Source organism: Bacteroides sp. AF25-38AC (assembly GCF_003602995.1).
Taxonomy (GTDB): Bacteria; Bacteroidota; Bacteroidia; order Bacteroidales; family Bacteroidaceae; genus Bacteroides; species Bacteroides uniformis.
In genome coordinates this window covers 1-13,751 of sequence record NZ_QTMD01000033.1, presented here as the reverse complement: position 1 = coordinate 13,751, position 13,751 = coordinate 1, and the positions used below count along the sequence as shown (strand labels likewise).

The following is a 13,751-nucleotide window of genomic DNA, read 5'->3' as shown; positions in this document are numbered from 1 at the left end:
ATTATGTAAGTAAAACGGGAATTAATTTTCTTTTGCGGACGATTTACACTATTTTTGTGGCTCAACCTTAATAATTGCGTTATGAAACGAGTTGCACGACTTCTGGGATTTCTCGGACTGGTATGTTTGCTTGCCTCTTGCGGCAAACGTTCTTTCATTACAGACACTTCTTACCGCCAACGTGTGGAGCAAGACTTCAATCAAAAAAAAGAAAGGTTGCCGCAGGGCGATTTGTTTGCCATATTCGATACGGACTTGACGTCGTACGAACGCGAAGCTTTGGAGTTCCTTTATGCCTATATGCCTTTGGCAGACATTGCCGATTATTCCGGAGAATTTCATCTGATGAACGTGCGCGCCTCCCAAAAGGCTGCCGATGAGATGCCTTGGGGAAAAGTTATTCCTGCGGATTTGTTTCGTCATTTTGTACTTCCGGTGCGGGTCAACAATGAGCATCTGGACAGTGCACGGGTAGTGTTTTACGAAGAACTGAAGAATCGTGTCAAGTCTCTGTCCCTCTATGATGCCATTCTGGAGGTGAACCACTGGTGCCACGAGAAGGCTATCTATACTCCCTCCGATGCCCGTACCAGTTCGCCTTTGGCAACGGTACGCACGGCATACGGGCGTTGTGGCGAGGAATCTACCTTGCTGGTTGCCGCCTTGCGTTCGGTGGGTATCCCTGCCCGTCAGGTCTACACACCCCGGTGGGCGCATACCGACGACAATCATGCGTGGGTAGAAGCATGGGCAGACGGGAAATGGTATTTTCTTGGAGCCTGCGAACCCGAACCGGTACTCAACCTTGGTTGGTTCAATGCTCCGGCCAGTCGCGGTATGCTGATGCATACCAAGGTCTTCGGACGTTATGAAGGAGCGGAGGAAGTGATGTCTGTCACTCCTACTTATACGGAAATCAATGTAATCGGTAACTATGCACCGACGGCTAAGGCCACAGTTACGGTCATGGACGGACATGGAAATCCGGTGTCTGATGCTTGTGTGGAGTTCAAGCTCTATAATTATGCGGAGTTCTATACTGTAGCCCGGAAGCAGACCGATGCAGAGGGAAAGGCTTTTTTGACGGCCGGTAAGGGTGACATGCTGGTATGGGCTTCCAAAGACGGAAAATTCGGCTATGCCAAACTGTCTTTCGGTAAGGACCATGAACTGGTTGTGAAGATGGATAAGACTGCCGGCGACGGCCATGCGGTAGATTTTGAACTTGTGCCGCCCCCCGAAAATGCGGAGTTGCCGGCGGTTACGCCCGAACAGCGTGCGGCGAATGACCGCCGCATGGTCCATGAAGATTCCATCCGCAACGCTTATGTGTCTATGTTCATGACGGATGAGACGGCGCGTTATTTTGCCCGGCGGTACAAGCTCGACGAAGATGCCGTTTCACGGATACTGGTCGCTTCCAGAGGAAACCATCGGGTCATTGCCGACTTCATGGCACGGTTGCGCTCTGAAAAGTCCAAAAGAGGAGGTCTGGACCTGCTCCAACGGATTTCGGCAAAAGACCTCCGCGACGTTACACTGGAAGTTCTGATGGACCACATGCAATCCCGTATGTGCAAGAATGCCGACCATTTCCGCAGATATGTGCGCAATCCACGCGTAAGCAACGAGATGCTGACCCCCTATAAAGGATTTTTCAAGAAAGCCGTCTCAAAGGAAGATGCTGAGGCATACAAGGCAGAACCGATGAAACTGGTGGCATGGGTGGCCCAAAATATCCGGGTAGACAATGACTGTAATTTGGGAGGGGCTCCCATTTCTCCGGAAGGGGTCTGGAAGGCCCGTGTGGCTGATGCCCATAGCCGTGACATTTTCTTCGTCTCCATGGCACGCAGCATGGCAATCCCTGCCCGTATCAACGGAGTGACCGGCAAAGTACAGTTGATAGGGGATGATGGTGCGATGGATGTGGACTTGAACCATCATTCGGAAGAGCCGGTCTTTATGGCAGAAGGAATTGCTTCGAAGGGAAAGTTGGTGGCTTCCTATAAGCCTATCCGTTCGTTGGATAACCCGAAATACTATTCTCATTTCACTCTTTCCAAACAGACCCCGCAGGGCAGTTTGCAATTGCTTTCCTATGACGAAGGCGATGCAGATATGGGCGGCGGTACTACATGGAGCAATCTGCTGAAGGAAGGAACAGCTCTGGAGGCCGGAGATTATGTTTTGGTGACCGGTACACGCCTTGCCAGCGGTGCGGTACTTTCTAAAACCACCTTTTTCAATATTCTGCCGGAGAAGACAACGGAAATTGAATTGGTGATGCGCGAGAGCGAGGATGAGGTGCAGGTTATCGGGAACTTTAATTCGGAGTCTCTCTTCACTCCGCTGCCGGACGCCGGCTCCGCAGCCCGGCAGAGTCTGCTGCAGGCTTGTGGGCGCGGTTACTTTGTCGTAGGCATTCTGGGTGTCAACCAAGAGCCAACCAATCATGCGTTGCGCGACATCGCTTCATTCAAGGCTGATTTGGAGAAGTGGGGGCGTAAGATGGTGTTGCTGTTCCTTGATGAGGCCAAAGCCGGCAAGTTCGCCCGCGAGTCATTCCCCGATTTGCCCTCTACCATTATTTATGGTATAGATACGGACGGTATCGCTGCGCAGATTGCAGAAAGCATGAAGTTGAAGCACAAAGAGAGCCTGCCGATATTCATCATAGCCGATACTTTCAATCGGGTGGTCTTTGTATCGCAAGGATATACCATCGGACTGGGAGAACAACTGATGAAGACAATAAAGGGGTTATAGGGCTTTCTGCCATGAATTGTAAATAGTAATCGTCAAATAGTAAATCATCCGATGCCTGTTATCGAAATATCATCTTTGACCCATCCCGGTGTGGAGATATTCAGTACCCTTACCGAAGCCCAGTTGCGCAACCGCCTTGAGCCGGACAAAGGGCTGTTTATAGCTGAGAGTCCTAAGGTTATCAAGGTGGCTCTGGATGCCGGCTACGAGCCTTTGGCCTTTTTGTGTGAGCACAAGCACATCTATGGGGATGCTGCTGAAATCATTGAGCGTTGTGGCGATATACCCGTCTACACAAGCGGTAGGGAATTGCTTGCCGAGCTGACCGGCTACGTTTTGACGCGTGGTGTTCTTTGTGCCATGCGCCGTCCGGTTCCGAAGAGTATGGAGGACGTCTGCCGGGGAGCCCGGCGTATTGTGGTTATCGACGGGGTGGTGGATACCACCAATATTGGGGCCATCTTCCGTTCGGCGGCAGCTCTTGGCATGGATGCTGTGCTGTTGACGCGTAATTCCTGCGATCCTCTGAACCGTCGTGCGGTCCGGGTTTCAATGGGAACGGTTTTTCTTGTGCCGTGGACGTGGATGGACGGTCCTCTGGATACGCTCGGTGAGTTGGGTTTCCGTACGGCGGCCATGGCGCTTACGGACAATTCCATTTCCATAGACAATCCCGTTTTGAAGACCGAGCCCCGGTTGGCTATTGTGATGGGTACTGAGGGAGATGGTCTTTCGCACGAAGCGATTGCGGGAGCCGACTATGTGGTTCGTATCCCCATGGCGCACGGTGTAGATTCGCTGAACGTGGCGGCCGCAGCGGCTGTTGCTTTCTGGCAACTTCGCGTTTAGAAGTGATAACTCAAAAAAGCATATATTATGTTGGCATATACTTATATTGAACACGGAAAGTTCGGATTGCTTGAGAAACCGATACCGGTATTGGAAGATGCACGTGATGCTATTGTGCGGGTGACACTGGGTAGCATATGCACCAGTGACTTGCATATAAAGCATGGAAGTGTACCGCGCGCCGTACCCGGAATTACGGTAGGACACGAAATGGTGGGCATCGTAGAGCAGGTGGGTGCCGAAGTTGAGTCGGTAAAGCCCGGCGACCGTGTGACTGTGAATGTGGAGACTTTTTGTGGTAAATGTTTCTTTTGTCGTCACGGATATGTGAACAACTGTACCGACACCAATGGCGGTTGGGCTTTGGGGTGCCGTATCGATGGCGGCCAGGCGGAATATGTACGTGTGCCTTATGCCGACCAGGGACTGAACCGTATTCCCGATACGGTAAGCGACGAGCAGGCGCTCTTGGTAGGCGATGTGTTGGCCACCGGCTTCTGGGCTGCCCGTATCTCCGAAATAACCGAGGAAGACACTGTACTCATCATCGGTGCCGGGCCGACGGGTATTTGTACCCTGCTTTGTTCCATGCTGAAGAAACCCCGTCGCATTATTGTCTGCGAGCAGTCGGCCGAAAGAATCCGTTTTGTCCGCGAGCATTATCCGGAGGTGCTGGTCATTGGGCCGGAAAACTGCAAAGACTTTGTGAGGAAGCATAGTGACCATGGTGGGGCAGATGTCGTACTTGAAGTTGCCGGCACGGAAGATACTTTCCGCTTGGCATGGGAGTGTGCCCGTCCCAATGCCATTGTCACCATTGTGGCGCTTTATGACCAGCCTCAGTTATTGCCCTTGCCGGAGATGTATGGCAAGAATCTTGTCTTCAAGACCGGTGGTGTGGATGGGTGCGATTGTGCCGAGATACTGCGCCTGATAGCGGCGGGACAGATAGATACCACACCGCTTATCACACATCGTTTCTCGTTGGAGGAAATTGACGAAGCCTACCGTATTTTTGAGAATAGGCTGGAGGGGGTGATAAAGGTGGCGATTGTGGGTAGATAGAAAAAGAGGATAGCCAATGAAGGCTATCCTCTTTTTCTATGTAATTATTTACTTGCTACTTACTTGCTCAAAGCCTGAGCCACGTCAACCGCACAAGCCACTGTACATCCTACCATCGGGTTGTTACCGATACCGAGGAATCCCATCATTTCCACGTGAGCAGGAACTGATGAAGAACCAGCGAACTGAGCGTCTGAGTGCATACGACCCATTGTGTCGGTCATACGTAAACTTGTGACGGTTTAGAAATGTATATGTTGTTGTAATATATTGTAATATAGAGTATTATACTCTATTTGATATTGAATTAAATAGATGTCTGTGACGGTAATTTATGTATTCCGTCACTGTGACGTCACAAATTATGGAATATGATAAATAAGAGTAACTATACATTATCATTTACTGTTAGGGCAAGTAAAATGAATAAGGCAGGTAAAGCGCCAATTGAGGTATTAATAGCTGTGGGTGATGAAAGAACTGTATTCTCAACTGGTAAGTTAGTTGCATTGGAGAATTGGAATAAAGATAAACAGTGTGTACGTGGTACAAATTCTGAGGCTGTAGTATTGAATGAATTTCTAAAGAGTTTGAGAGTACGAATTTATGAGGAAGAGATTAAGTTAGTGAAGCATGGATTTGCTATAACAGCTATGTTACTTCGTGATGCCTTATTAAATAAGGTGGAACTGATAAAGGAAGAAACTATTCTTAACGTTTATAAGAGACATAATGAAATGCAGCATAAACAGATTGGCTGTGGAATATCTAAAGGGACATACGCTAATTCAAAGCATGGCTTATCACTTCTTGAGAAATTTATTCAATCTAAATATAATCGTGATGATATGTTCTTAAGAGAATTAAATCGTGATTTCATTGAAGAATACCGTATATGGTTGCTATCAGAACATGGATTATCTCAGAATGGGGCAGTGAAGTATTTATCACTATTAAAGAAGGTGGTAAATCGTGCTGTTGCTAATAATAAGATTGCATTTAATCCATTTGCATCATATAAATTGGAGCGGCAAGAGGTATCTCCTGATTTCTTGAATGAAGATGAACTGCGCAGAATTATAAACTTTAATTCTCCTTTACCCAGACTTGAGCGGACGAGGGATATGTTCTTATTTGCGTGTTATACTGGCTTATCATACATTGATGTTAAAACATTGAAGGTTGAACATTTAGAACGTGATAATCAAGGAAGAATGTGGATTAAGAAGAAGAGGGTAAAGACTGGTGTTCTTGCTCGTATTCCATTATTACCTAATGCTAAAATGTTGATTGATAAGTATGCAGGTGGAGATACCTTAATGCCTATATATTCAGATAAGGATATAAATCTATATTTGAAGGATATAGCTATTCTATGTCACATAGATAAACGAATAACCTATCATACAGCAAGACACACATTTGCAAGTACGGTTACTTTAGCTAATAATATATCCTTAATTGTGGTGTCTAAAATGTTGGGACATTCTAATACACGAATGACTGAACATTATGCTAAATTAGTTGATAAGTGTATAGGTGAAGAAATGGATAAGTTAATGGGGACATTCTGTACTAAGGAATGATGTAATGAAGCATTTACTCTAATTTATAATGCCGCTCTGTTGCATAATGGAGTGGCATTATTTATCTTTACGGCACTAATACAGATATGACATGATAACCTACTCAATACCAATTCCAGAGTTGAGGACGTTAGAGCCTATACTGGCAGAATGCTTTGGCTACAGACGTGCCATGTTCTTAAATGAACTACAAGCAGCATACCACCTTCATTACCCTAATGGGGCAGGTGAGGAGATAGTTTCCAAGTATCGTATGCCATTCCCGTATCTGGATGAATACGCGGTGGATAACGGTGCTTTTGACTATCACCGCTATGCCCCCAGACCAGCCTCAACAAGTACACTGTTTGATGCTGCCAGTTTCATCATGGATACAGAGCACGAAGTATTCATAACCCTATCCAATGATAAGATACTGACTGAAATATTGGAACTTCTGGAGGAGTATGGCGTATCAGATGAAGATGAAGTAATAGGAATATCCCTTCTGTTTGTAGCTGCCATATATGACAAGCATGTAAAGGATGAACTTCATACGGAGATTGCCATTTCAGAGAATACACTTCCGTATCTGGAACAAGTCCGTCCAGAAATGCTGAAGCTGTTTGAGTTATTGAACACCAAGAGATACTCACCTTCCAGAAAGGAGGAGGTAAGGGCACTAAATTCCATCACCATTGATAACGGGGTAAAGAAGATTAGGCTTGACAACTCCTGCTATTGGCTGACTGACTTACTTGACAACTACCTGCATATTTACTTGGGAGTTGACAGTCTGGAAGAGGCGCAAGCGGAATTGAAGGAGGTGTATTCAGAAAGGAAAGGCAGGAAAGCCAATAATGCAGCCTGCAACTTAATCATGTACGGTACATTCCATCTCTTGCAGAAGTGTTCAGCCTTAAAGACCAGAAGCGAGCAGATACGTATGACTTTAGGCTACATGGAGATATTATTTGAAGCGGACAGTTTCAATAATGACGAGAACTACACCAATGCCGCTATAGCCTACTTGGTGAAGCAAGGCTACAAACCGCAATGGAAGCCCAAGCGGATAGAGGACTACAATTTCTCTCCCAATAATCAATCCACAGAATACCTCTGGTAAGCAATATGCTGCCAATCCTCACAGACTACCATGTAATCACGTGGTAGTTTTTTATATCCTTATAATATCTAACTATTTGGCTATCTTATATATAAAGAATACCCTTCAAATCGCATTCTATTCTTTATAACCCACCTTCTAAGTATTCCCCAACTTTGCAACGTAATCAGAAACGATAAGGCGCCAAGTTGAAGATTGCACCAATTTATAAACTTAATTATTAATTTAAATTTAAACAATTATGAAGAAAATTTATTTACAAATTAATATTGTAGCTAATAATGAAGTAAGAAACATAGCTTTCGCTAAGGGTATTAATCGTTCCATCAACTTGGGCAATGTAGAGAAGATATTAGCCATGATGAAGGTCAAAGGCTACAGAAAGGCAGAGCAGATACAAGTCATTAAGGCGGAAGATGTAATTAAAACTGGCGATATTAGCTTGGTTGATATTAATGGGCAAGATATAAAGCCGGAAGATGCTGCCAAATATTTCCTTGTATTGGACGGTCAGCATAGGGTTATTGCCGCAGCCCTCTATAATGAATGGGCAGCGGAGAACGGAAAGGAAACGATAGATGTCCCTGCCATTGAAGTTGAATTGCAAGGGAATGAAACCATTGCCGAATATATCAACGAGATTAATATTACCAAGAAGGAATGGACTACCCCAGATTATGTACGTGGTGCAGCCAATATTAACCCAGACAGTGAATTCCTGCAACGGTATAACGAACTGATAAAGAGCGAGAAGAACCCAGACGGTTATCCAATCTCAACACTGAACCTTATCTTTTGTGGCAATAATAACGCCATATCAAAGTCTGACTTCTCTCTATTATGCTCTGGGAAGGATGAGAAAGGAAAGAAGGTGAAGAAGCCTATCATTCCAGCCTATAATATGGAGATAGGCAACAAGTTCATCCAAATCTGCAAGGATAAAGGCTTTGATGACAAGGATATTGCCAAGAGACACCTAATTCAGCAATTTAATAATATCAAAACAACTGCGGGAGACGCCAACGAAGCTATTAAGATATTCCAGACCATCACCCAGAATGACAAGGCGGCAATGTTCAATACGCATGGAAATCTGGATGAGAGTTTGGTGATGGAGCAGTTCAAGAAGATAAGAGAACGGAATGGCAATCCTATTATCATTCCAGTTGAAGGGACTGGGACAGCCTCCACTGATGCAGATGAGGACATTCCTTATCTGGAAGCGGAAGAAGTCCGCTAATAAGAACCGGAGCCAATGTGAGAGGTTGGCTCTTCTGCTCCCAATTCTTCCAGAGTGGTGAATTTCCCCCATATAATAAGGTGGTTTACCCTAATAATTGAAGTTGAGAGTAATCTGTAGTCTGATTATTGGGGTCACAGATAGCTGTTTTCCAATCACCAAGTAGAAATGATGATAGAGTTGAAATTCCCAGAAAGTGGTGAATTCCCTCTATATAAAACGGTCAGTTACCCCAGTATTCAGAGTTTAGGATTATTTAAAGTCCAATAATTAGGGTCACAGGTAACATATTTAAAATCACAAAAGATAACTTATGATAAAGTTAGATATTCAAGAACGGGACGGTTTCCTCATTATGGACGACTTCCCAAAGAATTGCATCTTCAACAAGGTAAAGACGGGATGCGGTGCTACTACAATAGCGCTTACCAATGACGAGAATTACATTATTGCCGTACCTACAACAGAGCTGGTAATCAATAAGTGCTACCCACCTAAGGATAAAGACGGCAGGGACATTGCTTGGAAGAAGTCACAAATCCAAGCAGGCGTAAGTCCTACTAATGACAGACTGTTTGGTTTATATGGCAAGTTCACTAAGATAGTACAAATCCAGTTGAACAAGTTTCTTGCTAAGGACGGAGTTAAGAAGATAATCTGTACGTATGACAAGGTGGATAAACTGATTGACCTCATTAATCCGCTTGAATTCAAGATACTTGTGGATGAGTACCACAATTTGTTAAAGCAGTATGGCTTTAGGACAAAGGTAATAAATCAGATTATAGAGAAGTTCAAATGCTTCAAGTCTCATTGCTTCTTAACTGCAACTCCTATCCCAGAGCGATTTAAGCCCAAAGTATTTGCCGAAATGAAGGAATATATTGCCAACTGGCAGATAGTGGATAAGATTACAATCTACCCCTGCCCATGTGTCAAAGCAAGCACTACAGCAGCTAATGTTATCAAGCATTATAAAGACAACGGTCACTTTGTGTTGGACGGGATTAAGAGTGAGGAGGCATATTTCTTTGTCAACAGCGTAAGGGAGATTAAGGAGATACTTGAACAAGCCAAGCTGACCAATGATGAGTGCAGGATTATATGCGCTGACGACGAGATGAACCATTACAAGCTGGAAGGCTTTGAAATCTCCAGTTCAACAGCCCCAGTTAAACGGTTTACATTCGTGACCTGCAAGGCATTTGAAGGAGTGGACTATTATTCAGAGACGGCAATATGCTTTATCGTCAGTGACGGCTACAACAAGCATACCCTAATCAGCATTGACATGGATATTCCCCAGATTGCAGGACGTATCAGAACCAAGTCCAACCCTTTCAGAAACAAGATAGTCCATATCTTCAATGCAAAGGCTGTCAACTACTACGTTCCGTTTGATGTGATGGAGGAGAGGATAGAGGACGAACTTGCTACTGCTCGCAGAAGGGTGGAGCAACTGAATAGGGAGACTGATATAAAGATATTAAAGCAGCAGGATAAGGAGTTTGAAAGACTGGGCGTCCATACATATATCATCAAGAAGGATGGCAGATACGAAGTCAATGACATGGTTGCCCAGTTAAAGCTCTACCAACACTGGACTACACATATAGTATATAGGTCGTCCGAAGCACTGCAAGAGGCTTATAAGGAATTGGGGATGACAGTAACCAAAGGGTATGAGTGGAGTATCGCAGATGACAGTGCAGTAAAGGATGCTCTCAAACCGCCACAATTCAGAGACCGCCTCAAACGCTTCTGTGACTTGAAGGAGAAGCTTTCCCTAACGGACAATGAGCAACGGGAATTAAGGGTGATAACAGATAAATATCCATTCTTGGAGCAGGGATATAAACAGCTTGGGCAGACGTTGAGAAGGTATAGAACCATAAAGGAAATTAAGGCATTGATTGAGTAGGATTGAACTCCAGACTATTAAACGGGTCTGGAGTTTCTTGTTATACCCCAACTCAAATTAGGCAGTGTCTAAATAGTACCCCCTCCCTTCCAGATACGGGAACTCTTTCCATACAGTTACCAAGACTGCATAAAGTGCAATTATCAGCCAGAAAGCAGGCATGAGGTGTATATTATGCGCTTTATTGTCATGTTACTCCTACGTCCCTCACCTCTCTTAGATGGGAAATGAACGGTTTAACGCAATCGCATTCCAGACCGCAAACGCTTTGGCTACGGTATTACTGGCTACTACAGTAATGTCTGTGTATTACAGAGCACAATTGCGGAAGTCTATGGGGCATTACGCTATAAAGCGTGCTATTCCCTTTAATTCACTTATTACTAACCAATAAATTATCGCTTATGGAAGATTTAAAGGCAATTCTGACGATTGGTGCAATACTCGTTGTACCGTTCATTACAGCACCGCAGGCAATGTTTGCCATAGTGCTGTACATTATCGTTTATATGGCGTTCAGATGGAGAAATTTCTAATTATCAACTTAATAATTTACAGATTATGGAAGCATTACAGATTATGCCAGTCATGGCACAGAGAAGGAACAGCAATTTAGGCGAATTTGCAGAGGATGCAACGGTTGTAACGGACGATACAAAGGGGAAACGACCTCTGTTCATAGAGGCTAATACAGTTGAAGCGACTTTACAGCATTTGAGGGACGACTGCATAATTCCAGTATTCGCCAAAGACAACGAGGCTACATTGTCGCACGTCTCGTTCATTGAAACGGTGCAGGATGCCGCACATACTTTCTTTAACGGTGAACGGATAGGGCAGCCGGATATAAGGGTGTCACACGTTATCAAAGGTCGTATTCCAGAAGCAATACATAAGCCTGCCAATCAGTTATTGGAGAGTGACAAGACCATTTATTACGAGCGTTGCGCTTTCGTGATTGAAATACCTACCATCTACGAGACGGTGAACGGTAATAGGCTGACCCTTACCATAGGTGGAGTTAGGGCTTATAACCATACCAATCTGTACAGTAAAAAGGGTGCAGAGCGTTTTAAGGTGTTCATAGGCTTCATTTGTAATGTCTGCACCAATTTATGTGTATCTACGGACGGTTATCTTACTTGTTTGGAAGTAACCAATACCAACGAATTATATCGTGCCGTATTGGAAATGTTCAACAAGTACGACCCTGCCAAGCACATACATCTGATGCAGACACTTGGCAATACCAGTATGACAGAACATCAATTCTGCCAGTTACTTGGAAGAATGCGACTTTATCAGTGCTTGCCACAAGGCTATCAGAAGGCTATCCCCAGAATGCTGCTTACTGATACACAAGTAAACAGTGTGGCTAAAGCCTACATTAATGATGAGAACTTTGGCTGTCTTGGCAGTGACCTATCCATGTGGAAGTTCTACAACCTGCTTACTGGCAGCAACAAGAGCAGCTACATAGACAGCTTTCTGGATAGAGCCTACAACGCTACAGAACTGGCAACGGGCATTGCATCCGCTCTGCATGGTGATGAAAGATACAGCTGGTTTCTCTCTTAGCTGTATCTGGAATTATATCCTATTACTGGTTTCTCAAAACTGGAGATTATGCTACGGAATTTATTCTATGTGTTACTGGCTACTTTGGTATTCTTCATTGCAATGGCATTGTTTCCATTTATAGCGGTAGGATATATCCTGCTGCTGGGCTATGCCATTGTTAAAGGATAGCTTGGTATGGAGGACATCTATATAACAAGGTATAGGTGTCCTCTTACTGTTAATGGGAGAAATGTTCACTTCTATTATTAGTGAATGTTCCTTTGATTATCAATAAGTTGGATATTCCAACTTAAAAATGATATTCACTTTTATTCATTTCATTATAAGACTGAACGTTATGTCACTTAAATATTCAAGTACAACCGCAGATTATCTGCAATAGAGCGAGGCAATGAACTTGATAAGGAAGTTAGCCAAAGACGGGAATTATAAAATCTCGCTTCTTGTTGCTCTGGGCTGTTTTACTGGCTTAAGAATATCTGACATTCTGGCTTTACGCTGGAATCAGATATTAAATGCGGAGGAATTTACCGTTATCGAAATCAAGACGGGAAAGCAAAGGACTGTGAGAATTAACATGCAGCTACAGAAGCATATCTGTGACTGCTACAAGCATATCAGTCCTATAGGCATAGACGCGCCTATATTGGTTAGCCGGAAAGGTACGGTCTATTCCATACAGAGGATAAATGTAATCCTCAAGGAGGTTAAAAGGAAGTATAGGCTGCATATAGGCAACTTCTCATGCCACAGCCTTAGAAAGACTTTCGGCAGGCAGGTCTATAACATGAACAGCGAAAGTTCGGAGCTTGCACTTGTCAAACTCATGGAGCTATTCAATCATTCCAGTGTATCAATTACCAAGAGATACTTGGGATTAAGGCAGGAAGAACTACTTAATACTTATGACTGCCTTAGCTTTTGATTACTGGCGGTTGCGCTCACCAATTATTAAGAATGGAGCGGAACTGCCTTTTAAGCCTACAATTCAAGTTGGGAGTAAATTTATAAAATTCTACTTATATAGACCTTTTACAAATTTGCTCCTAACCTTGATTTATGGAGTAGGAATGCCTTTCTGCATTTAATAAACAATAAGTTCTTGCCAATCAAACGTAAATTCGTAACTTTGCAGCAATTCTAACAGCCTAATGCGTTGGGAAGTTGGAAGGACATATTAGTTAACGAAGAGCGTTTAAGATATTATCTTACTGTGAAATCTGGACAATTTCAAAAGGTGAAGATAATAGGCAAGGACGCTCACGTCAGTGTTATATATTCACCTCTGTAGGGTGAACTATATACATATCTGGCGTGGGCATTGTTTATTATTCACCTTAGGCAGTCCAGAGCCTCACAGTAGTAATATTCAATGTTCCCACGCTTCTTTATTGTATAACGGTCAGTTAGGGAACACTGGCAACGATACAGATATTCACAAAACAGACAGTTCTATTTCTAACGTGGCAATCAATCAAATTGCGTGCAGCTTTATGCTGTGTACTCTGTGCACTTATTCAAGCCATTTCATCCATATATCCATATAAAAGAAGGCAAGAGTGTATAGAGTGGTAATCCTAAAATCCGCAAGCAATCTCAATGGCAATCTCAATTGCAGTAAAGAGCTTGAACACT

General features: G+C 43.9%; 10 protein-coding genes and 1 pseudogene. 10 read left to right on the top strand and 1 reads right to left on the bottom strand.

The features are described 5' to 3' along the window. Positions 1–81 precede the first annotated feature (81 nt). From DWY55_RS18035 to DWY55_RS18025, 3 genes are read left to right on the top strand one after another with little or no spacing between them, the layout of a single operon-like run. On the top strand, positions 82–2,769 hold the full coding sequence (locus DWY55_RS18035; RefSeq protein ID WP_057252334.1) for a transglutaminase domain-containing protein: 2,688 nt from the start codon (positions 82–84) through the stop codon (positions 2,767–2,769). A 51-nt stretch (positions 2,770–2,820) separates the two neighbouring features. Next, positions 2,821–3,618, top strand: coding sequence for a TrmH family RNA methyltransferase (locus tag DWY55_RS18030; RefSeq protein ID WP_008665308.1), 798 nt, complete (start codon positions 2,821–2,823; stop codon positions 3,616–3,618). A gap of 27 nt (positions 3,619–3,645) precedes the next feature. After that, the gene (locus tag DWY55_RS18025; protein WP_005832802.1) at positions 3,646–4,683 is read left to right on the top strand and encodes an alcohol dehydrogenase; all 1,038 of its coding nucleotides are present in this window, start codon (positions 3,646–3,648) and stop codon (positions 4,681–4,683) included. A gap of 59 nt (positions 4,684–4,742) precedes the next feature. On the opposite strand, the pseudogene DWY55_RS18020 reads toward DWY55_RS18025, so the two are convergent. Further along, a pseudogene (locus tag DWY55_RS18020) lies at positions 4,743–4,916 on the bottom strand (GGGtGRT protein); the annotation flags it as partial. Positions 4,917–5,054: 138 nt separating this feature from the next. Between DWY55_RS18020 and DWY55_RS18015 the strand changes: the two are divergent. The 7 genes from DWY55_RS18015 (at position 5,055) to DWY55_RS17990 (ending at position 13,041) form a co-directional block, all read left to right on the top strand. Further along, positions 5,055–6,269, top strand: coding sequence for a site-specific integrase (locus DWY55_RS18015; protein WP_117601706.1), 1,215 nt, complete (start codon positions 5,055–5,057; stop codon positions 6,267–6,269). A 91-nt stretch (positions 6,270–6,360) separates the two neighbouring features. Then, positions 6,361–7,374, top strand: coding sequence for a hypothetical protein (locus DWY55_RS18010; protein WP_008665359.1), 1,014 nt, complete (start codon positions 6,361–6,363; stop codon positions 7,372–7,374). Between the two features lie 241 nt (positions 7,375–7,615). Then, complete coding sequence (locus tag DWY55_RS18005) at positions 7,616–8,614, top strand: hypothetical protein (RefSeq protein WP_117703234.1); 999 nt, start codon at positions 7,616–7,618, stop codon at positions 8,612–8,614. Between the two features lie 313 nt (positions 8,615–8,927). After that, a complete protein-coding gene (locus DWY55_RS18000; RefSeq protein ID WP_008665363.1) occupies positions 8,928–10,535 on the top strand; it encodes a hypothetical protein in 1,608 nt (535 codons plus the stop codon). 561 nt (positions 10,536–11,096) lie between these two features. Next, entirely contained in the window at positions 11,097–12,113 is a 1,017-nt protein-coding gene (locus DWY55_RS17995; RefSeq protein ID WP_117703233.1) for a DUF3871 family protein, read from the top strand. Positions 12,114–12,161: 48 nt separating this feature from the next. Further along, positions 12,162–12,284: a hypothetical protein gene (locus DWY55_RS22555; RefSeq protein ID WP_255342452.1), complete on the top strand. Its 123-nt coding sequence runs from the start codon at positions 12,162–12,164 to the stop codon at positions 12,282–12,284. A gap of 223 nt (positions 12,285–12,507) precedes the next feature. Next, positions 12,508–13,041, top strand: a complete 534-nt coding sequence (locus DWY55_RS17990) for a tyrosine-type recombinase/integrase (RefSeq protein WP_243633674.1) — start codon at positions 12,508–12,510, stop codon at positions 13,039–13,041. The last annotated feature ends 710 nt before the right edge of the window (positions 13,042–13,751 follow it).

Coding starts and splice junctions, on each gene's coding strand:
- DWY55_RS18035 (WP_057252334.1), top strand. CDS start 82: ATGAAACGAGTTGCACGACTTCTGGGATTTCTCGGACTGGTATGTTTG.
- DWY55_RS18030 (WP_008665308.1), top strand. CDS start 2,821: ATGCCTGTTATCGAAATATCATCTTTGACCCATCCCGGTGTGGAGATA.
- DWY55_RS18025 (WP_005832802.1), top strand. CDS start 3,646: ATGTTGGCATATACTTATATTGAACACGGAAAGTTCGGATTGCTTGAG.
- DWY55_RS18015 (WP_117601706.1), top strand. CDS start 5,055: ATGATAAATAAGAGTAACTATACATTATCATTTACTGTTAGGGCAAGT.
- DWY55_RS18010 (WP_008665359.1), top strand. CDS start 6,361: ATGATAACCTACTCAATACCAATTCCAGAGTTGAGGACGTTAGAGCCT.
- DWY55_RS18005 (WP_117703234.1), top strand. CDS start 7,616: ATGAAGAAAATTTATTTACAAATTAATATTGTAGCTAATAATGAAGTA.
- DWY55_RS18000 (WP_008665363.1), top strand. CDS start 8,928: ATGATAAAGTTAGATATTCAAGAACGGGACGGTTTCCTCATTATGGAC.
- DWY55_RS17995 (WP_117703233.1), top strand. CDS start 11,097: ATGGAAGCATTACAGATTATGCCAGTCATGGCACAGAGAAGGAACAGC.
- DWY55_RS22555 (WP_255342452.1), top strand. CDS start 12,162: ATGCTACGGAATTTATTCTATGTGTTACTGGCTACTTTGGTATTCTTC.
- DWY55_RS17990 (WP_243633674.1), top strand. CDS start 12,508: ATGAACTTGATAAGGAAGTTAGCCAAAGACGGGAATTATAAAATCTCG.